Raw genomic sequence first — 20629 nt, 5'->3', positions numbered from 1 at the left:
ACACCCGGTACTCGTCACTCTCATCGCGCCGACTCCTCAGACCCGAATACCTAGGACTGCCCCAGCACTGCGCCGATTCCGCCGACGTCGGTTATCTGCCAGTCCTCGTCGCTGTCTATGACGACGCTGTAGGTCGCTGTCGACTGCAGCGGGTCGGATGACTGCACCGTCTTTGTCTGCACGCTTACGAAGCAGTCGACGACGTAGACCCCTCCATCCGCCGAGCGCACCTTGGCCGCGAGAGGTGTCGCAGTCGATGTCCACTGAAGGGGGACGAGGATCTGCTCCATGGAACTGGCCGCCTCGCTCAACTTGTCGTTCAAATCCGGACTTGTGCCCGCCACCAGTTTCACCTTCCAGCCATTGAGATCCTTGAAGTCCATGGCTGCGGCATCCACCGCGTAGTCGAGGGCGATCTTTTCGGCACGGGCGTTGTTCTCCGAGGATTGAGCCTGCTGGTCGAGTTCGGCCTGCGCGTCGAAGAACAGCCACGCGAATACGGAGGCCGATACAGCCAGCGCCGCGATCACCACTGCAAGAATCAGTCCGCGGGCCGTAATCGCGATGGACACCCGCCGCGCCGAGCTCGTCTGAGCCCGTGGTTGATCACCATCCGTGGCGGCCGGCGAATCTTCCTGTGGCATAGCATCTTCGGCGCCGACCACCCTGTCCTGTTCGGGCGGCGTAGAGTTCGCACTTTTCATGGTTCACCTACCTATCGGGAACAGAGACGCGAAGTGTCACGACGCCGTCCTCTGGAACTGACTTCAGCACGTTGTCCAGTAGCTGGCCCGTGTCGAGGTTCATCAACGCGCCGGCGATATCGTTGAGGTACGGCAGCATCGATTGAGTGAGCACCTTGATGTCACCGCTTCGGTGGTCCAGGAATCGCTCGATGCGCAGGAGGTAGTTGGCGAAGTTGTGCAGCGTGGTCGGCGATCCACGCCGCACCAGCTCGTTGACCGATCGCCACAAACCGGCGACGTCGACACCCATTTGGCGGATGCTTGGGGCGAGGTCGGCCAGGATCGGTCCGACGAACTCAGCGTTTCGTAGCAGGGTTTGAAAGTTGCCGAGGAGTACTTCGCCCTTGCCATCCAGGTGGGTGGCGGTATTTCTGAGGAGCATGCTGGCTCGCTCGAGATTCGGCAGCGTTTCGACGGGATTGGGCATGGCTTCGTCCGCTTCGTTGATGATCCGCTCGAGCGCCGTGGGATCAAGCTGGCTCAGCACTCGCACGACGCTGTCAACCAGTTCCGAAACCGATGGGCGCGATGTCACTTCCTCCGCGGGAATATGTTGCCCATCCTTGAGGAATGGCCCCGCATCGGAGCGCGGGGCAATCGCCAGATACGCCTCGCCGAGTGCAGAAAGGCTTTCCAGCCGCAGCTCGCTGTCGACGGGTATTTTGAAGCGGTCGTCGATGTAGAAGTGAACGGTCGCATAGTCCACGTCTGTGGTTATGTTGGTGATCGACCCGATGGGAACGCCCCGCAACAGAACGCTTGACCCGACGACCAGACCGTTGATATCGGGAACATTCAACGACAGGCCCACCCGTTCTGCAGGGGCTCGGAAGTGAACCCCGAGCGAACCGAAGTAGTTGAGAGCGAACGCGATGATGGCGGCCAGCACCGCGAACGAGAGTAACGCCCTGGTCCTCACGGGATTCCTCCGAGGATTCGCAGCACATCCGCTACGTTCTCCGACAGCTCCCTGCCGTCAGGCCCCTGGATCGAAGTTATGTTGAGGGCAGGGTATTTCTCTTGTGGCAGATAGAAATCGGTGAACAACTTTCGCCACTGCGGCACTTCCTCCTCGAACGCCCACTTCGCATCTCGGATCGCCTCGAGGGCGTTGCCGAGCGAATCCAACAACGGCACGAGCCAGAATCCTCCGGAATAGATGCTTCCCACGCTCGGCAGCGTCTTTCCGATCAATCCGGCGTTCTGCATACCGCGGTCGAAGCCACGCATGCCTTCCTCGGAGAACCAGTACTGTACGGACGGCATTCGATAGCTGAGCACGTGCGAAGTGGCCGAGACGCTGTCCAGCAGGGTGTCGACGGTGTCGACATTGTCCGCAAGATCGCTGATGTCAGCGGCGAACTGTGCCACCAACCGACGAAGATCGTCGCTCGGTGGCACAACCCGGTTGAGGCCGATGATGGTGTTCTGAATTCGCTGGATGGAACCGCTTCCGACGAAGTCGGCGAGTCGGGCAATGGTGTCTTCCAGTTGTGGCGGTGAGGTTGTCTGAGCCAGCGGCAGCGTCGCGCCCGGTATCAGCGCCGCTGCGGGCGGCCCGCCGTCCTGTGGCCGTTCGAGTGCGACGTAGATGTCCCCGAGTACCGTGGCCTGCTGTAGGACCGCGTGGATATCTGCGGGCACCTGCACGGCGGGATCGATACGCGCAGTGACGTTCACCAGTTGCCCGGATGCCGAAACCCCGGACACGACACCGACAACTCTGCCGTCCAGGGTGACCTTGGCGCGGGCCGGCAGATTGAGGACGTTTTCGAACTGCATGACGATGTCGTAACCGTCACGGTACGAGTTACCCGGCGCGGGCATCGAGTTCACGTCCAGCGCCGCGCACGAGGACAGTACCGCGGCGGTAACCACCGCGGCGACGAATCGAACAATCGATGACTTCACCGGCGGGCCGCCTCGCTCAGGACGTACTGCAGGAGCGCGACGTCGACAGCGTATGGCGTTCCGGCCACGTCGGCGCAGCTTCCAGGCATGGAGGCGTTCATGACGCCACACACCACGAGGCCGTCAATCTTCGTGGGGATGCGGTATAGCGGAGGTCGGTATCTGATCGTGTTGAACTCGTGATCATTCGCGTGCCTCGCCAACCAATCGACGATCCTCGCCCCCGGTTTCAGCAGACTCGCAAAGAATGTCGAGTGCGCGGCCGCCTTGCGGATGAAGACTTCCATGTCGTCGAGTGTTCGTTGCGTTTCCTCTCCGAGCTCAGCTTCCAGATCACCGATGAGGCTGATCAACGGAACGATGCCGACAAAGATCTGGTTGGAGCCGGTCACGGTCGTTGCGAGGTCCGGCGTCGTCACATGCGCGTCGAGAAGGGCCTCCTTCAAGGGTTCCCGAAGCTCGTCGAGGGTTGACGTCAGCTCGGCGAGGTTGGCGATGATGGAGCCGATGTCTCCGATCGCCTGATCAGGTGAATCGAGGACGGCAGAAGAGGTGCGCAACAGCTGGTTGATCTTTGCGCCGTTGTTCTGCAGAGCCTGATCTATGCCTGTCACAACGCCGCCGAGATTGGTCGAGTCCTGCGGATTCACGGCGTTGAGGAACGTGGCCGCCGATCCCACGACCTCGGAAAGGCTCTTCGGCGTCGATGATCTGGCCAGCGGAATGCATTCGCTCGGTTGCAGCGAGGGCCCCGCCCCGAACTCTCCGACGAGTTCCAATGCCCTGTCGGCGAGTATCGACGTCGAGCGGGTTACCGCCTTGACGTCTACCGGAACGGCGTGCTGCGCGCCGACGGTGAACTCGACCTGGACGCTGGACGTCGAGGGGTTGATCGCCGTGACCTCACCGATGGGATAACCCATGTGAGTGACCGGGTTGCCGACATACAAACCAACGCTGTCGGGCATGACCGCGCAATACACGCTAGATTCTGGTCTCTGGTCCGACGGCGTACACGATCCGGTCGAGATCACCGCCGCCAGGCACAGCAGTCCCGCGCCGATCGCACGCGGTCTTGGAAAGCGAGTCCTCACCATCAGCACGGAACTCCGGGGACGGGAACGCACATGTCCGTCGCAAGCAACTCCGGGGGTGCGTTCTGAGCATCCAGCACACGTTCGACCCGGTTCTGAATCCGCTTGAGAATCCGTACGGTCAGCCCGTTGCGGTCGACCCACATCTGGCCCTTTTGGAGGAAGTTTCGGGCCTTCTCCAAGAAATCGTCGCGATGATTGTCGTAGAAGACCCCCACCGGATAGATCGCCATGAGGATATCGCCCATGCCTTTGATCGCGATCCGGAAGTTCTTACCGTACAGCTCGAGGGTTTGTTGCAGGATTGCCACTTTCCTGACGAGCTCCGTCAGCGTTCCCTTGGCCGCGTTCAGGCTCCGAAGATATTCGTCGGATAGATCCAGGATCTTGGTGACCTGCCCGCGCTGCCTCTCCACGATCGACATGAGCGCATTGCCGGCATCGATGATCGCCGTCAATGAATCCGCGTTCGATCCTTCCAGCCCTCTGCTGATCTGATCCAGTGACTCGCGGATAGGCTTCGGGTCGACCTCGTCGGAGACTTTCGTCGCATCAGTGAGCGTGCGAACGAGGCTGTAGGGCATCACCACTCGTTCCAGAGGTATCGGCGCGTCGCCGAGTGGCTCCCGTCCCAGTGATACGAGGTTCACGTAATAGCCGCCGACCACGGTGAGCATTCGCACCTGGATCTGCGATTTGTCACCGACGAACACGTCTCGGTCTATCCGGGCGGTCACCCTGATCCGGTTCGAGTCCAGTGCGAGACTTTTGATTTCGCCGACGGTGATGCCGGCGATCCGTACATCGTCGCCCGGCCGAATCGAGGCGGCGTCATCGGTGTAGAACGTGAGGGAGGTCTTGTTCGGCGGGCTCACATAAAGCATCGCCACGACCATGGCCACCGCGGTGGTGACAACCAGGGCGGCGGCGCCCCACATGATCGGATTTCGTAGCAGCGACTTCAGCGATTGCATAACACCACCCGTTGCCCGTTGAGCAGAACATCCATCGGGAGAGGTAGGTCGAAGCGGCCTTTCGAGCACGGCTCCGGAGTACCGTCCGGCACGGGTGGTGGAATGTTCTCCCACATCACCGGAATGAGTTTGAAGGCATCGATCGTCAGGTCGACGTTGTTGAATGCCGTGTCCAGGGCCATGTCGATATCGCGAACCGGCGTGAATCCGTCGGGTGGGGTCGGGAAACCCGCAGCCGTGACCAGACGTTGTACCGGGAGAATGAAGCCGGGCCCGAAGATCTCGGATTTGCGGAACTCGTCCAAGACCGACAACGCCTTGTCGACCGGGCCCGTCGATCGGTTGACCATGTTGATCAACTTGATCAGGTCGGCGGATTGCCCGCCCATCGTGTCGGCGACATCGGCCAAATTGTTCATCAGTGTCGCTATCACCTCCTGGCGATCCGACATGAACCGGGTGAGTTTGCGGATGCTGTCCAGCATCGATGCGAGCCCGTCGCTGTCTCCAGCCAGGAAGTTGGCTGCGTTGTCCGCGAACTCGTTGAGTTCTTCGGGACTCAAGGTCGCGATCACGGGTTGCAAACCATTGAACAACTGGGTGACGTCGAAGGAGGGCTGTGTCATCGAGGTCGGCACGGTGGTTACGAGTTCCTCGGCGATGTCTCCCTCGGCGGGATTGATGACGTCGAGATACCGTGACCCGGTGAGTGTTTGATACTTGATGGCCAGCCGTGTGTCGGAGACGATGCCGTAGTGCTTGTCCAGTGAGAACTTGACGGCGGCCACGCTTTGGTCATCAAGCCGCTCGAGCGCAGCGGATTCGACCCGGCCAACCAGGACTCCTCTGATGCGGACGTCGGCGCCCTCACGAAGGCCAGACACGTCGGTGAAGTATGCGGAGTACGTCTTTGTCTCGGGCGCGATCGGTTTGGATATGCCGCTTATCAACAAGACCAACAGGACGGTCGTCGCGACCGCGCTGAGAAGAAGGCGCCAAAGCGCAGCCTTGTTGGTCATCGTGACGCCCCCATCAGACCCAGAGGTGCGGCGACGCCGGGAATCTTGTCCAGGACTATTCGAACGTTCAGTGCACGCTGTTCTGGTGTACCGCCGAACATCTTCTCGAATCGCGTGCGGAGATCGACGAGGGTCTGTCCGAACTCGGCGGGCCGGAAGAGTGCAGGAACCGGGTCCATCAACAGTTTGACGCTGTCGATGGCCGGCAGCAGATCGTCCACGTACTTGGTCAGTATTCGGCCGGCGATCCCGAATATCTCAGTGGATCCGAAGTCCAGGGTGGCGAACGTTACGTTCTCCCAGTCTTCATCCGACAGCGCACCGAAGTTGCCGCCACGAACGAAATCGTCACCGGCGCTTCCGACCGAATCGACCCATGGTGTGAAGCCGACGCTTACACCGGTCGCGTTGGCCAGCAACCGCGCCGTCGATACAGTCTGCACGCGCGCGACGGAGTCGAGCGCAATCAGCATGGTTTCGACAAGGGGGTTCAGCGCATCCGTGTACCGCACGGCACGGTCGATCACGGAGACGAGCTTGGGGGTGACGGCGCCGGCCGCGACGGAGCCCAGCCGAGACAACAGGGCTTGAAGCGTGGCGTTCGCGCGTGGCGTGGTGCTGATCAACATTCCGTCGCGCAGTGACTCTCCTCCCGCGTTCGCGACAACGTTGATGCCCGTGACACCGAAGTAGTTCACGGGTCGGTAATCGATGCTCATCGTGTCCGTCAGGCCCGAAGCCGACGCCTTCATCAGCTCGGTGTCCAGTCGCACGCCGCGCCCCGACCTGCTGACGACGTCGACAACCCGCCCGATCTCGACGCCGTGCATGACCACGGCGGTACCGTCCCGCACACCTTCTCCGATGTAAGGGACATCGATCGCGACGAAGATGCGGTCGGAGGGTCGAGCGGCGAACGGATTCATCGCCACCAAGAGCACCGCGGCGACCAGGCATGCCGTGACCACCACACCGGTGATCGTCAATCTCCGTGCCTGTTCGTCGTCTGTTCCTCGAACCAACATTTCTGCTCATTCATCCCTTGAACACGAAAACTGGTTGAAGACCCCACAACAAGACAGTCAATGTGAAATCCAGGACCATGATGGTGACCAAGCTCGCGCGAACGGCCCGCCCGGACGCTCGCCCCACCCCCACCGGTCCCCCGGTGGTGAAATAGCCGTAATAGCAATGGATGAGCGTCACCGCTGCACAGAAAACAGTGGCCTTGAGCACCGAATACAGCAGATCGGTCGAGGTCAGAAACATCAGAAGGTAGTGGTTGTAGGTCCCTGCCGGCTGGTTGTACACGCTGATGATGACAAGGTGCAGCACCGAAAAGCTGACAACCAGCGTGAGCAGGTAGCCCGGGATGACCACTGCCATGCCACCGATCAGGCGCGTGCCGACGACGAATGGAATCGGGCGCAGTCCGAGCGCATCGACGGCGTCGATCTCTTCCGAGATCCGCATCGCTCCTATCTCTGCTGTCATTCGACAACCCGCCTGCGCGGTGAAAGCGATTCCGGCAACGAGGGGCCCGATCTCGCGTACCGTGCCGACTCCGCCGATGATGCCGGAGAGTGCACCGAACCCAATGAGATTGAGTATCGCGAATGCCTCGATTGCGATGGACGCACCCAATGCGAGGCCGAGTATCACCAAGACGCTGATCGTGCCACCGTCGACGATCAGCGAGCCCCGGCCCCAAGCCAGGCGGTTCATTGCCTGAAGGGTCTGCCGCGGGTACTTGCGAACGGTCAACGGCAGCAGCCACAACGTCTGACCGATGAAGGTCGTCCACTGCCCGATCGCCTGGAAGGATCTACGAACGGGTCGTTTGGCTGACAGGCGAGTACTGAAGTACGTGGATGGTCGCGCCGACATGGCCCCGGTCGTCGTCATGCGATCTCCGAGGGGAAGAACATCACCTGCAATTGCGTAATCACCAGGTTGGCAATGACAATGCACACGACGTTCAGAACCACCGACGAGTTGACCGCGTCGGCAACGCCTTGCGCACCGCGGTTCGCCTCCATCCCCCGAAGTGACGAGATGATCGCAACGATCGCGGCGAAAACGACCGTCTTGATCATCGCGAACCACACGTCGGTGATGTTTGCGAAGAGGCCGAAGGAGTCCCAGAAGCTCCCCGGCGTGACGTCACTGACCGTTACCGCGAGCACGTACGCCGCCGCGGTTCCCGACACCAGGATGACGGTGCACAGCATGGGTGCAATGGCGATCAGAGCCAGGAACCGCGGTACGACAAGCCGCCGAACCGGATCGATGCCGAGCGCGCGAAGGGCGTCGAGCTCCTCGCGGATCGCGCGTGCCCCGAAATCCGAGGCGATTGCCGATGCTGCTGCGCCACCCATCAGAAGGCCTGCCGTGATCGGTGCGCCCTGGCGGACGACCCCGACTCCGCTTGACGCACCGATCAGTGAGCTGGCGCCCACCTGAGTGACCAAACCGGACGTGACGACCGAAACCATCGCGCCGAACGGTATCGCCATCAGGAGCGCAGGCGTGGCGGTCACTTTAAGCAGCAGCCACGCCTGCTGCAAGAACTCGCCGATCGGCAGCCTCAGTGTGAGGGCGTCGACGATCGCGTAGCGAATCACGTTGGCGGCCAGCGCGACTCCGCGGCCGGTGGTTCCAGCGGAACGGGTCGGGATCTGGGTGACCCGCTCGCCGGCGTCGGCCAGCCGGGACAGGGTCGCCGACTTCGAAGGGCGTTGGCCGTGCCGACTCGTCGTGACGGTCATGATCGCCCGGAGAAGCTGCGTCGAACGTAGCTGGGCTGGCCCGCGGCGTGGTCCGCGCCTCTCCGCCGGCATGCCACTCGCCCAGCCAACTGAGTCAAACCTTCCCTCGCTTCCGGTCGAGGACGTTCGGTCTACGCGCGGGGTGGTTTCGCGCCCCAACAGTACACCGTGACCGCGTTACTGTAACAGCACATAACAAAAATCGATAGAGTCGAATTTATTCGCTGAAGTCAGCGAAGCACGGCCCCGCCTGCCCATGCCGGTGTCATACCGCGGGCTTCAATTATGCCGCGCCGGAGGCGGACTGGGGCTCGAAAGTTCCAACACCGAGCCGGTTTCTTGGGAATTGGGGTGAGTGCCGGCGGCACCACGGAGGCGCTCACCCGGCGACGCTGAGGGTAAACCCGCGGCGATTAGCTGTTACACCAGCCGGTCAGCCCCCGCTGTCACGGCAGCGCCTGTGGTTCGGCGGTCCCGTCAGTGGACACGCGATCGCGGCTACTCTGAGCCGGTTCTTGCTGGACCCCCACGCCCGCCAGGATCCAGGCGGTCATCTCCTCGATGAGTGTCGGCACCTTGATCGGCCCGGTCGGGTGATACCACTCGGTGAGCGCGCCTATCGCACCCATGATCTGGTGGGCGAGGATGGCGACGTTGGCCTGTCGGAACTCTCCGGTCGCCTGCCCGTCCTCAAGGATCTCCCGCAGCAACGCCAAATTGTCCCGTCTTACCGCGCGTGCCCATTCGCCCGCCGGACCTTCCAGATGGACCAACTCGGCATACAATAACCCGACTTCAAGCGGATACTCGGCGGATTGCTTGATCCAGCGCTCGGTAACCTTGCGCAGCCGCTCCGTGGCACTCAAGCTGCGCCGGACGCTTCCACTTTCCGCTGACAGCGTCGACAACACGTTCGCCACGAGGCGCTCGAAGATCTCTTCCTTCGATTCGAAGTAGTGGTAGAGGCTGCCCTTCGAGATACCGGCCTCTAAAGCAATGTCCTCAAGCCGCGTGCCCCTGAAGCCGCGTTCGCGCAGCACCTCGGCTGCGATACGGAGCAACTCCTGGTCGCGCGGCAGATCCCGAGCCACCGCACGCCCTTGCCGGGGGCGTCCCCGCTTCGCCGCCTGCGCCATTAAGCCCGTCCCATCTCAACACTTGTAAACATTTGTAGTTTTCGGTCTAAAAATACACTTTAGAGTGTACCTATCTTGGGGACAGCCTTGACCGAAGCGTTACGGAATTCCCCTCCTTACCCCGTTTGTCAGAGATTTCAGGGGCTGACATCCACGTCATATCGACGGATCGGAATTCGCGCGCCTTGCTCTGGGCATGGACCGTACGGGGTACCGACTCGTTCACCACCCCCTTCAAGGGGGCCATCGCAGATGTTGGCCAGCAGCGCGGGCGACAACGGTTTGTAGGGATCAGCGTAGAAGCCCGATATCACCTGAATGGTGCACAAAACGATCCAGACGAGGTTCACGACAGCGATCGTCGCCAACAGGGAAACAGTAGTTCGCCATCTGGGCGGCAGGTTGGCGACGCCGCGCTCGCTCAGATGCTCGCCCCGGTCGTTACGAAAGAAGCGGAGTGCTCCGAAAGTCGCGAATGCCATCCCAGCTGGCAGCAACTCGAGGAGCGGAAACTTGTTTGGTTGAGATCCCCACAGCGACAACTCATCTGGCGTCCCCGGAAAGGCCCACATTCCCGTTCTCATCATGAACAGCTCATACACAAAGTCGAAGGCAATGCCGAACAGCACGCAGAGCAAGAGCAGCACGCCGATACGCGCTTGAGGAAATCGGCGTCGCAGTTGGGTAAGCACTCCCGAGACCACAATTGCGGCACCCAGCAATGCGACCGGGTAGTTGAAGGCGTGGAAAAGAAGCGGGAACGGCATATCCTTCATCGCCGGGTTGATGACACCGGGGATGTACGCGGTGGGCGGCGCTACGTTGGTGAAATTGCTGTTGTACAACCAGATTGGTGCGACGAAGTTGGTCCACGCATCAAGCCAGATAACGCATATTCCCGCGATGAAAAGCTTCGCGTCGAAGATCAGCCTGCGTTCCCGGATACAACGTCTGACGAGCCAGACCACCATCGCCACGAAGGCGATCCCCATCCCCCACTCCATCACCCTGGCTGCCTTGAATGTGAAGTCCGAGGGATCTTGGAACTGCGTTACCTGTGTGGGTCCGTCCAGTAGCCAGGCGATCCACACCCATATCTGAAGGACGACCAGAGCCGCACCCAGGAGAGCCAGATACTGGGTGCTGCTCCACCCCCGACGATAGGTGGCCGGCACCGAAAGCTGGACATCTGTCGCGGGCTTCACCATCTCAGGCGGCGGTGATCGGGGCGACCATATCGGGAGTTGTCGACCCGCCGTCCTTCGCCGCGTACTTGCGGTGGTGCTCTGAGTCGGGACCGTAGCGCTCTACGATGAGGTCGACATCAAAGCCGAAGAACTTGGCGGCATTACCGCTTGTGAGCCGCCGGACCAACACCGGATCCAGGTTGGCAACCTGTTGTTCGACCTTCTGCCGGCTGTGGGGGAACGTACCCTCCCGGTGGGGGTAATCAGATCCCCACGCCACAGCCTCAGCAATCATGTCGATGCTGTTGATGCCAGGCATGTCCTCCTGCCAGGTGGCAAGGCAGTTGTTCTTGAAGTAGTAACTGGGCGGCTCAGGAAGTTTGAAGTCGAGCATCGAACCGTTGTCGTCCCACATCCGATCCATCATCATCACAAGCCAAGGCGCCCAACCGATACCGCCTTCGGTGACAGCGAGCTTCAGCTCCGGATGCCGTAGGAAAACACCAGCTCCGATGAACTCCACGAGGAGGTTCGGCGAATCGTTGAAGGTCGCCATGAAATCGCATAGCACCGCGCCCGGGCCACGGAATCTGCCCTTCGGCTTGCCGGAGCCGATGTGCATGGTGACCGGGACGCCCAATTCGACGATCGCCGACCACAAGCGGTCGAAGTCGGCTTCGCGGTACCCGTACTTCAGTTCACCGACATACGGCGCGGCGATCTGGACCGCTCGTGCTCCGAGATCACCCACGGCCCGCTGCGCTTCGGCGATCGCCAGATCGATGTCCCAGGTTGGGAGCATGGCCGGCGCGATGGAGCGATCCTTGGTGGGTTCGATGAACTCGTGCACCCAGTCGTTGTACGCATAGATCATCTCCAGCAGAACTTCCCGGTCGTTCTGGTCCATCCAATAACTGAACCCGTAGACGACCTCGCCCTCGACACCGTCCACGGCGAGATCGTGCATACGAGCCTCGGCCTCGAACTTGCCCTTGCGACCCACCTCGAACCGGGCACCTTTGTACGTCCGGTCAGCGGTGTCGTATTCCTCCATCGCCTCAAGCCCGATAAAGCGAACGAGCTTGTCGCCCATCATGATCTTGTCGCCGTTCGGGTCTGAAACGACTCGGGGTGCGCGGTCAAGCAACCGGCTCGGCAACCGATCCCGGTAGAGCGCGCGTGGCTCATGAACATGACTGTCGCACGAAATCAGAGGGTACCAGTCAGCAGGCATGGAATTATGGTAACTATTGATACGTAAAACGGCAAGAAGCGTCCGAGGTGCGCAAAAGGCCACCCGAGCGTTACGGGAAGTCGAGGTTCAGTGGCCACGAACCGCACCGCAGGAGGTGCGGTAGCACGGTCGAGGTAGAGCTGAGGCCTGAAGTGGCGCCCTAGGTTGTCTGAAAGTTATACGCCCGTTTGATGTTGAAGAGGCGACTCTTCAGCCAGTGCCGAGTTGGTGTCACAGGCCGGGGCGCGACGGGGGTGTCGCCTCGGCTGTCGAAGTAGTAGCTGTTGGACGTCCGGCAATCACCCGCGAAGTACACGGTGCTGAGCTTGCGCTTCTCGATCAGCCGGAAGTCGCGGTCGTGGGCACTCCATTTGACCTCAACGACATTCGCGCCCCGCTTGCGCGCAGCGCGCAGTACCCGCGAGATATGTGCGACTTGGTTGTTCAGCACTCCGAAGTAATCCGCGCCGGCGGCCGCGTACGGCCCCACGATCATGAAGAAGTTCGGGAAATCAGGGATCGTGGTACCCAGAAACGCCTGATATCGGTTCTGCTCCCACCATTCACCGAGATTCTTTCCACCCCGCCCAACGATCTCGAAACCTGGAGTGCTTCTTCGGTCGTAGACACGAAACCCGGTCGCACAGATGATCACATCTGTGAGCCGTAGAGTGCCGTCTTTCGTGACAAGGCCCTTCTCGTCGACGTGATCGATCGCCTCGGTCACCAGCTCGACGTTCTCCTCGTTGAACAACTTGTAGAAGGTGTTGGAGAAACTGGGGCGCTTACAGAAGAAGTTGTAGTCAGGTATCAGCTTGTCCTGGATTTCCGGATCATCGACCTGTTTTCTGATGTAACTGATCAGGTATGACTCCAACATGCTCAGCACGAACGGAAACCGCTTGTAGTTTCCGACACCGGTCGCGAAGAGCAGGTCGGTGACGATCCAATACAAGACCCGAAATGATCGGGGAAGGATCGGAAAGCGACGAAACAATGCCTTGGTGCGGTCACTGAAGACGACGTTGGGTTTCGGAGCCAACCAGATCGCTGTCCGTTGATAGATGTCGAGGTTGGCCACCTCATCATAGATGGCCGGGGCCACCTGGATGGCCGTCGCACCGGTACCGATCACCGCCACGTTCTTGCCCTTGAAGTCGTATGAGTGATTCCAGCGCGACGTGTGCATGACCTCGCCGGCGAAGTCTTCGAAACCGGGAATGTCCGGCAGCTTGCTGTCGGTGAGGAAGCCGGTCGCCGCAACGAAATAGCGGCAGGTATACGCCGGCCCGCCGACCACCCGCACGGTCCACACCCCGGTCTCCTCGTCGAAGTTGGTTCCCTCTACCTCGGCGCCGTACCGGATATGCGGACGAAGCCGATACTTGTCGGCCACCGCATCGGCGTATGCCTTCACCTCGCGGCCAGGGGCGTACACCTGTGACCAGTCCGGCTTCAGCTCGAAGTGGTAGCTGTATGTGAACGACGGGATATCGACTTCCAGACCGGGGTAGGTGTTGTCCCGCCATGTGCCGCCGAGATCGTGCGCCTTCTCCAGGATCACGAAATCTGTGATGCCGATCCGCGACAGCTCGACCGCCACGCCGAGCCCGCCAAAACCCGCACCGGCGATGATTACTTCGTGGTGCCGGCGGCCCTCCCCGACGGCTGCCTGCACGGGTGCGATACTTCCACCGGCCACGTTTCTCAACCTCCTCGTGGGCTTCTGGCAAGCAGAGTAAAACTACGGTCATATCTGAACAAGGTTCTGATGAATTCTATGAATGTATGATCATCAGATGAGTATTCGCGCCGCCAGGCAGCCCCTGACGACTCGACAACGGTTCGTCCTGAGGTACTTACGGCGTCATGCCGCAGCCCACGGATACTGCCCAAGCCATACCGAAGTATCGGAGGCATGCGGCTTGGGCGGCTCCTCTGGCGCACATCGCATCCTGTCGGTTCTCGAAGCACGCGGATACGTGCGCAGGCTCGGCGGCAAGAGCCGCGGACTCGAACTGACCTACCCGGAGATCGGCCCACTCGCGCAGGGTTCTGCGGAGTCTTTTGTGCTGACAGCTGTGACATCGTTCCAACGCGCGGTTCGTCATCGACTACTGCGGACCTCGCTGGAGGCCGACCTCGACGACAACACCATGACGACGATGCTCGCAGATGCAACCGCCCGCAACAGGTTTCTAGCCAGATACGCAGTGGAGGCCGATGAACTGCAGGCTCATCTCGCCGCCGAGTCGTTCAAGGATCTCTTGGATCAGGTTGGGGGAACGAGTACTTGGCCCGAATTTGTCGTCGACCACGCGGTGTTCAACGAAGGATCGGTGGCCGGAGCCAGCCAGCTGCTGGCCACTCTGCCGCAACTCGAGCCCGCTCTCCTCGACATCATCGACATCAGTGACACGTCACTTCGTAGCTGCCGGCGCTGGCTCGCCGATGTCCTCGCCATGCCGGGTGTCGACGCTCGTCGTCTGCAGCGGCGGGCGCTGCTGATGGAACATGTGTCACGTCTGGCTGCGAACATCGTCGCAGGGCAACTGCAACAGGACCGGGCCCTTGGTGTCGCGTGGGGCAACGACCCCTTGCATAGGTTGCTGAGCCCGCCCTCCGATCCTGCCGACGCGTAGGACAAGGGCGCATGTCAATAGCGGACCGCGGGCGGTTGCATAATTAAGTGACAACTGTCACGATACTCGTCATGCGCCTCGGTGCGATATCCCGTGCGACCCACTCGTGGGTCGATCCGAAAACGGTCCTTCCCTATAGGAATTCAGATGCTCGATGAACTGGAGCTCAAGCCCCCGCGCGCCGGCGCCCCCGAGCTGTCCAACTGGGGGGTTTTCGGAGACGATGACGAGCTCGGCACGCTCAACTATCTCACCCATGATGCCGTGCTTCGAGGATCCGCTTGTGTGCGCCAGGGCCGCACCTACCCGTTGAACCTTCCGGTCAACCTGCCCAGCAATCGACCTATCGGTCGCCCTGAGCACCACAAGACCGCGCACCTACATAATCTCGAGTTCGCCGGCGTCGTCGTCAACGACGATCACATCGTGCTTGCCACCCAGGGTTCCACGCAGTGGGACTCCCTCGTTCATACCGGAGCGGTCGAAGCCGGGGTGGAAGGTGTCTTCTACAACGGGGTTCGACCCGAAGACATCGATTCTGACGGCTATGCCCACCGAAACGGCATCGACAAGTTCGCCGCGCGAGGCATCGCAGGTCGAGGTCTGCTGCTCGACGTCGCCCGCATGGTCGCCGATGGTGCAGACGATCCCCTCCCATCGGATTTCCTCATCACCGAAGCCGAGGTGGAGGAATGCTTGCGTTATCAACAGTGTCAGATGTTGCCGGGCGACATCGTCTGCTTCCGAACCGGTTGGGTAGAAACCTATCTCGATGCCGACGAAGCCGGCCGAGCGGAACTGATGACACCCGTCGGCGAAACCTTTGCACCGGCCGCGCCAGGCATTTCCGCTGATTTGGCCCCCCTGGCTCACGGCCAGCGGTGGGCTGCGGTCACGGCCGACAACCTGGCGGTCGAGATTTCACCCTTTCAGCCCGACAATGCCAGATCTGCTCACGTACGAATGCAACGAAACCTCGGCTTGCCGTTCGGGGAGCTGTTCGACTTCCGCGACCTCGCCATCGCCTGTTCGGCAGACCGAAGGTATGACTTCTTCTTCGTGTCTCAACCGCTGTACATCCCAGGCGGAATGGGCTCGCCAGCCAACGCCATGGCGATCCGGTGACCCGCTAACTTTCTGCCTTCGCGCCGCGGGCCTCCGTCGGAATGATCTCGGCGCCACTCAATGTGGCGCTCCTGCCCGTGGCGACCTGGTAGAGGAAGTCGGTCATCTCGTTGGTGGTCTTCGGTATCGCAAGGCCTCGAAGGTCCATCACCTCGGTCAGATGCGTGGCGATGTCACCGGCGGTGATCCCCGGTTCGCCTTTCGCCCACCCCCGTCCAATTCCTAGGACGATTCGGCTGACGTGACCGCCACCGCCATGAAACGCTTCGCCGGACACCCGACACTGCGGGCTGGCCAGGTAGGCCGCGACCGCAGAAACGGCGTCGGGGTCCATCAACTCGCCCCATCGAGACTTCTGCTCATCTCGCGCCATCCGGGTAGCACCGATCGGTGCGAGCGCGTTGATCTTGATATCTATCCCGGCGGCTTCCGCTTCGAGCGCCAACGACTTGGTCAGACCGATGATTCCGGCCTTGGCCGCGGCGTAGGCGTGCGCCAACGGATGACCGAAGATCGCGCCCGAGCTTGTCAGCACGATGCGGCCGAAGTTCGCCGCCGCCATCGTCGGCCACGCCGCCCTTATCAGGTGATAGGCGCCGTGCAGGTGCACCGCCATCACGGCTTCGATGTCTTCCCACGGCTGGGTTGCCACCGGTCCGGCACCGATGATTCCAGCGTTGTGGATGACGATGTCCAGCCGGCCGTATTCCCTCAGCGCAAGGTCGACGATCGCGCCACCGCCGTCGGCGGTCGCGACCGAATCCGTGGAGGCTGTCGCTCTACCTCCCGCACGGGAGATCTCGGCCACCACATCCGACGCTGGGTTCTCAGCCGTTTCGGCCCCGTTGACACCGACACCGATGTCGTTGACCACTACGGCAGCGCCCAGTCGGGCGAGATGCAAGGCATGCGCGCGACCGATGCCACGTCCCGCCCCACTGACAACAGCGACCCGACCCGTCAGATCGGTCATCTTCGACCCCTCTCGGAATGCAGACAGCTGTGGAAGCTTCAGGACGTCCGCGTCACGTCTTGCTGCGCGCGCAGCTCGCGTTTCAGCACCTTGCCCATGGCGTTACGTGGCAACGCAGCCGCGTCGATGAACACGACGTGGTCCACCACCTTCAACCTTCCCAAACGATCGCGGACGTGTTCCATCAACTTCTCAGCGAGTTCCCCGTCGGCCGAAACGTTCGGGTTCAAGACCACATACGCCTTGGGCACCTCCCCGAGAACAGCGTCGGGCACACCAACTACATGTGCCTCGGCGACGACAGGGTTCTCGGCGAGAACACGCTCGATCTCGGCGGTATAGATGTTGAAGCCACCACGGATGATCATGTCCTTCTTGCGGTCGAGCAGGTAAACGAAGCCCTCTTCGTCGATCCGTCCGACGTCACCCGTCCGGAACCAGTTCCGGTCGATGAATGCCTCTTCGGTCAGCTGCGGCGAATTCCAGTATCCGAGGAGTGCCCTGTCGCGGTGCACCAAGAACTCGCCGGTTTCGCCCGGTGCCACATCTTTACCGCGGTCGTCGACGACCCGGACCAATCCGTTCTCGGCCAGGCCTGGCCAGAGCTCACCGCAACTCCCCCACGGCGCCTTGCGGTCTTCGCGCTCCATCGCAATGGCGCCCATGATCTCCGTGGAGCCGAAGCCTTGACACAGATGTACCGAGAATCGGTTCTCGAAAGCTTCTCTGGTCGCCGGCGCGAGCGGGGCTCCGCCCACGCTCAACCGCGCGCCATCGGCGAATCTCGGCTGATTTTGCTCCGGCATTGCCAGCATGGCGGCGATGATGGCGGGCACCACCGTACCCGCCGAGATGCGCAGTCGCCGTGACAGTTCCGTAAACGATTCCGGGTCGAACTTCTCCATCAACAGCAGCGAGGCGCCACATGCGATGGCATTTCCGGCCTGTGACAGGTTGGCGTGCAAAGGAAACAGCGGCAGGAATGTCGGGACGACATCATCCACCCCTATCGAGCGGACCTCGCCCATCAGCTCGATCGCGAGATCGAGCCGCTGGTGGCAGTGCATGACACCTTTCGGCAGGCCGGTGGTCCCGCTGGTGTAGGCGATCACCGCCAACTCCTCGTCGTCGACGTCGACGCTGGTGGTGGATGGCGGTTCTGCGTCAGTGCGCCACAGCTCCCCTTGCTCGATCACCGGTATGCCCAGCTCATCGCCTAGATGTGTGACTCGTTCGGTGAACACGGGGGACGTCACGATCAGCGCGGGGGTACAGTCCGCCACGATGTAGCGCCACTCTTCGTCGCCGAGAACGATGTTCATGTCAACGACCACGACGCCGGCCTTGAGCGCACCGAACCAGATCGCGACATGATCGGGGGTATTGGTCAGAAAAATTGCCAGCCGATCACCGCGTTTGACGCCGAGCCGGTCCAGCGCGGATGCGACCCGGGAAGCGCGCCAGTCGAGTTCGGCGTACGTCCAAGTCCCGGCGCCTTGCTCGAAGATCAGCGCCGTGCGCCCGGACCACTTCTGCGCCGCGGCCTCAAGCCTTTTCGCGACGTTCATACCCCGGTATCCGACACCACCGGGCTCGCATCCCGGTGTTTGTCCAGCCAGGAGCGCACATTGCCGATGAACTGCTCAGGATGGTCCACCATCATGGAATGACTCACCGGGGCGAGCCCGACCAGTTCCGCGTTGGGCACGGCTGCCGCGAGTTGCTCGGCGTATCGACGAGGCACGATCAAATCTTGGTCACCCCACATCGCCAGCAACGGCGCTCGAATCTCGGCAAGTTCATCGTCGGTTAGATTGTGCGACAGATCAGCCTCAACTTGCCTGCGAAATGCATCAGCGTCCGTGCCCGCTTCGACTGCTGCGGCAAGCCCGCTCATATCCCCCATCACCTGCTGGGTTTCAACGGAGAAAGCCATGAACGACATCAAGCGGAACACCAGTCCGAACCCGTGGTTCTCGTTGAGGTCGATCCAAAACTTGAATTGGTTCTGCAAATGCTGATCTGTGCGCGCCCAGCACGACCCCGTCGCTACGGCCCAGACACGTTCGGGGTAGAGCCTCGCCACTTGCAGGGCAACGCAACCTCCGAGGGAGATTCCAGCGAATGCCGCTGCGCCTCCGCCGAAGGCATCGAGTACCGCGATCGCATCTGCGGCCAGGGTGTCGGTTGAGTAGCTCGTCGATGCTCGATCCGAGTCACCGACATCACGCCCGTCGAAGGTGATGATTCGGTAGGAGTCAGCGAGGCCCGCCGCGACGCCCGCCCACAGCGACGCCACTTGGGCGGTTCCGCCGATCAAGACGACTTTCAGCGCAGCTTCGTCACCTTCAGCCTGCGCGACCAGCGAGAGCCCGTCAGCGGTGGTCACCCGAAGCTGATCTGTCATGCGCGTCTCCTCAACCCAGATCGATAAGTGCCCCAGCGGTCATACCACCGTCGACGGGCAAACCAACGCCGGTGATAAAGGTAGCATCGGCAGATGCGAGAAATGCGATGGCTGAGGCGATTTCGTGTGCCTCACCCATCCGCCCGAGCGGGTGCACCTTGCCGGCTACCTCGTCCATCTCGGGCGGCACGTCCATGCCTGTCGCCGCTGCCATGAACCGCGTCCGAACACCGCCCGGGCAGACAGCGTTGACCCTGATCGTCGGAGCGAACTCCATCGCCGCCGATCGGGTGAGCGAGAGAACGGCACCTTTCGTCGCCGAGTAGACGGCTTGAAACGGCGATCCGAACGTTGCGGCGGCCGAGGAGGTATTGACGATCGCCCCGCCTGTGTTCGAGCCCTGCATGACCCGTCCCGCAGCTGCGGTGCCATGCACGACGCCCTTGATGTTGATGTTCAACAGGTTGTCGAGTGTCTCGTCGCTCAGCAAGGTCAATGGTCCTATTGACCCCAACCCCGCGTTGTTCACCATGACGTCGAGTTGCCCGTGTGTATCGAGAGTCGATTCGACCAAGTCGTCGACGGTGGCGCGCGAAGTCACGTCGACCGTCTTCGCGGCGGCGACGCCACCGTCCGCGACGATCGACTTCGCGACCGCTTCACAGCGTTCGGCTATCACATCTGCGACCACCACCAGTGCGCCCTCTGCGGCAAGCCGGCGTGCCGTCGCCTCGCCTATTCCAGAACCGCCGCCGGTAACGATGGCGACCTTTCCGGTGAATCGGTCCACTGCGCCTCCCAAACGGCCTAGCGCCGGCATCCGGGTCCGGTGAAACCCTCGGTCATGACCGTAACATCTGTTACCGTAACAGTGTCTCCAAAAGTTCGGAATACCCTGCCGCTGTTGAGTTGACGACAGGATGGCGGTGAACCATCTGCGAGAGACCGGAGATCTAGAATGAAGGTCGATGTCAGCCGAGAGGTCAACTGCCCCCAGCAGATTGCCTTCGAGTACTACTCCGACCGTGACGCTGACGCGGAATGGTGGGCCGGAACGCTGTCGTCGACCGTCGTCTCTGAAGTTCGAGGCGGGGTAGGCGAAAAGAGCCGCCAGCTCCAGACGATTCCTGGACTGCCGTTCAGATACGAGATCGAGATCGAGATTGTCGCCTGGGACCCTCCGCACCGGTGGCGCGAAGTATCGCGGTCTGGCCTTTGCCGATACGACGTGTGGTACGAGGTCGAGCGGCTAGACGAAATGCGGAGTCGAGTACGGCTGCATGGCGACTGCGAACTGATGGGGTGGTTCAGGCTGCTCAAGCCGATCGCCGACCGGGCACTGACAAGGCTCACCGAGCAGAACTTCGATCGGTTGCAGGCCAGACTCAACCAGCTAGCCTCCTAGCTCGATCC

General features: G+C 61.4%; 20 protein-coding genes. 3 read left to right on the top strand and 17 right to left on the bottom strand.

Going from position 1 to position 20629, the window contains the following annotated elements; genetic code table 11:
- Positions 1–50: 50 nt before the first annotated feature.
- From G6N28_RS22740 to G6N28_RS22680, 13 genes are all read right to left on the bottom strand, one after another.
- Entirely contained in the window at positions 51–704 is a 654-nt protein-coding gene (locus tag G6N28_RS22740; protein ID WP_163904249.1) for a hypothetical protein, read from the bottom strand.
- 7 nt (positions 705–711) lie between these two features.
- Positions 712–1665, bottom strand: a complete 954-nt coding sequence (locus G6N28_RS22735; protein ID WP_163904247.1) for an MlaD family protein — start codon at positions 1663–1665, stop codon at positions 712–714.
- Positions 1662–2657: an MlaD family protein gene (locus G6N28_RS22730; protein ID WP_407665022.1), complete on the bottom strand. Its 996-nt coding sequence runs from the start codon at positions 2655–2657 to the stop codon at positions 1662–1664. Before G6N28_RS22730 ends, G6N28_RS22735 begins: the two co-directional genes overlap by 4 nt.
- Complete coding sequence (locus G6N28_RS22725; RefSeq protein WP_235674662.1) at positions 2654–3625, bottom strand: MlaD family protein; 972 nt, start codon at positions 3623–3625, stop codon at positions 2654–2656. Before G6N28_RS22725 ends, G6N28_RS22730 begins: the two co-directional genes overlap by 4 nt.
- A gap of 128 nt (positions 3626–3753) precedes the next feature.
- Positions 3754–4725: an MlaD family protein gene (locus tag G6N28_RS22720; protein ID WP_163904245.1), complete on the bottom strand. Its 972-nt coding sequence runs from the start codon at positions 4723–4725 to the stop codon at positions 3754–3756.
- Positions 4713–5744 (bottom strand): MlaD family protein, encoded by a 1032-nt coding sequence (locus G6N28_RS22715; protein WP_163904243.1) that lies wholly within the window; start codon positions 5742–5744, stop codon positions 4713–4715. Before G6N28_RS22715 ends, G6N28_RS22720 begins: the two co-directional genes overlap by 13 nt.
- The gene (locus G6N28_RS22710) at positions 5741–6769 is read right to left on the bottom strand and encodes an MlaD family protein (RefSeq protein WP_163904241.1); all 1029 of its coding nucleotides are present in this window, start codon (positions 6767–6769) and stop codon (positions 5741–5743) included. The genes G6N28_RS22715 and G6N28_RS22710 overlap by 4 nt, the downstream gene beginning before the upstream one ends.
- 10 nt (positions 6770–6779) lie before the next feature.
- Positions 6780–7649: an MlaE family ABC transporter permease gene (locus tag G6N28_RS22705; RefSeq protein ID WP_235674661.1), complete on the bottom strand. Its 870-nt coding sequence runs from the start codon at positions 7647–7649 to the stop codon at positions 6780–6782.
- Positions 7646–8512, bottom strand: coding sequence for an ABC transporter permease (locus tag G6N28_RS22700; protein ID WP_235674660.1), 867 nt, complete (start codon positions 8510–8512; stop codon positions 7646–7648). The genes G6N28_RS22705 and G6N28_RS22700 overlap by 4 nt, the downstream gene beginning before the upstream one ends.
- A 446-nt stretch (positions 8513–8958) precedes the next feature.
- Complete coding sequence (locus G6N28_RS22695; protein ID WP_163904236.1) at positions 8959–9603, bottom strand: TetR/AcrR family transcriptional regulator; 645 nt, start codon at positions 9601–9603, stop codon at positions 8959–8961.
- Between the two features lie 182 nt (positions 9604–9785).
- Entirely contained in the window at positions 9786–10640 is an 855-nt protein-coding gene (locus tag G6N28_RS22690; protein ID WP_163904234.1) for a spirocyclase AveC family protein, read from the bottom strand.
- Positions 10641–10857: 217 nt separating this feature from the next.
- Positions 10858–12069 carry an amidohydrolase family protein gene (locus G6N28_RS22685; RefSeq protein ID WP_163904232.1) on the bottom strand — a complete coding sequence of 404 codons (1212 nt, stop codon included), beginning with the start codon at positions 12067–12069 and terminating at the stop codon, positions 10858–10860.
- A gap of 160 nt (positions 12070–12229) precedes the next feature.
- The gene (locus tag G6N28_RS22680) at positions 12230–13771 is read right to left on the bottom strand and encodes a flavin-containing monooxygenase (RefSeq protein WP_163904230.1); all 1542 of its coding nucleotides are present in this window, start codon (positions 13769–13771) and stop codon (positions 12230–12232) included.
- Positions 13772–13853: 82 nt separating this feature from the next.
- On the opposite strand from G6N28_RS22680, the gene G6N28_RS22675 reads away from it, so the two are divergent.
- Both G6N28_RS22675 and G6N28_RS22670 read left to right on the top strand, forming a co-directional pair.
- A complete protein-coding gene (locus G6N28_RS22675; RefSeq protein WP_308207220.1) occupies positions 13854–14711 on the top strand; it encodes a LexA family protein in 858 nt (285 codons plus the stop codon).
- 147 nt (positions 14712–14858) lie between these two features.
- Positions 14859–15836 (top strand): cyclase family protein, encoded by a 978-nt coding sequence (locus G6N28_RS22670; protein WP_163904226.1) that lies wholly within the window; start codon positions 14859–14861, stop codon positions 15834–15836.
- Positions 15837–15840: 4 nt separating this feature from the next.
- Here the strand turns inward: G6N28_RS22670 and G6N28_RS22665 are convergent, their stop codons facing one another.
- Genes G6N28_RS22665 through G6N28_RS22650 form a run of 4 tightly spaced genes read right to left on the bottom strand, consistent with a single transcriptional unit; the run spans position 15841 to position 20006 of the window.
- On the bottom strand, positions 15841–16809 hold the full coding sequence (locus G6N28_RS22665) for an SDR family NAD(P)-dependent oxidoreductase (RefSeq protein WP_163904224.1): 969 nt from the start codon (positions 16807–16809) through the stop codon (positions 15841–15843).
- 38 nt (positions 16810–16847) lie between these two features.
- The gene (locus G6N28_RS22660; RefSeq protein WP_163904222.1) at positions 16848–18377 is read right to left on the bottom strand and encodes a class I adenylate-forming enzyme family protein; all 1530 of its coding nucleotides are present in this window, start codon (positions 18375–18377) and stop codon (positions 16848–16850) included.
- Entirely contained in the window at positions 18374–19216 is an 843-nt protein-coding gene (locus G6N28_RS22655; protein ID WP_163904220.1) for an alpha/beta fold hydrolase, read from the bottom strand. Before G6N28_RS22655 ends, G6N28_RS22660 begins: the two co-directional genes overlap by 4 nt.
- A 10-nt stretch (positions 19217–19226) precedes the next feature.
- Positions 19227–20006, bottom strand: coding sequence for an SDR family NAD(P)-dependent oxidoreductase (locus G6N28_RS22650; RefSeq protein WP_163904218.1), 780 nt, complete (start codon positions 20004–20006; stop codon positions 19227–19229).
- 168 nt (positions 20007–20174) lie between these two features.
- Here G6N28_RS22650 and G6N28_RS22645 point away from each other — a divergent pair, with 168 nt between their 5' ends.
- Complete coding sequence (locus G6N28_RS22645; protein WP_163904215.1) at positions 20175–20621, top strand: SRPBCC family protein; 447 nt, start codon at positions 20175–20177, stop codon at positions 20619–20621.
- The last annotated feature ends 8 nt before the right edge of the window (positions 20622–20629 follow it).

The organism is Mycolicibacterium pulveris, assembly GCF_010725725.1.
Taxonomy (GTDB): Bacteria; Actinomycetota; Actinomycetes; order Mycobacteriales; family Mycobacteriaceae; genus Mycobacterium; species Mycobacterium pulveris.
Note: the sequence above shows the minus strand (reverse complement) of the source record. Positions and strands in the feature narration are given on the sequence as shown.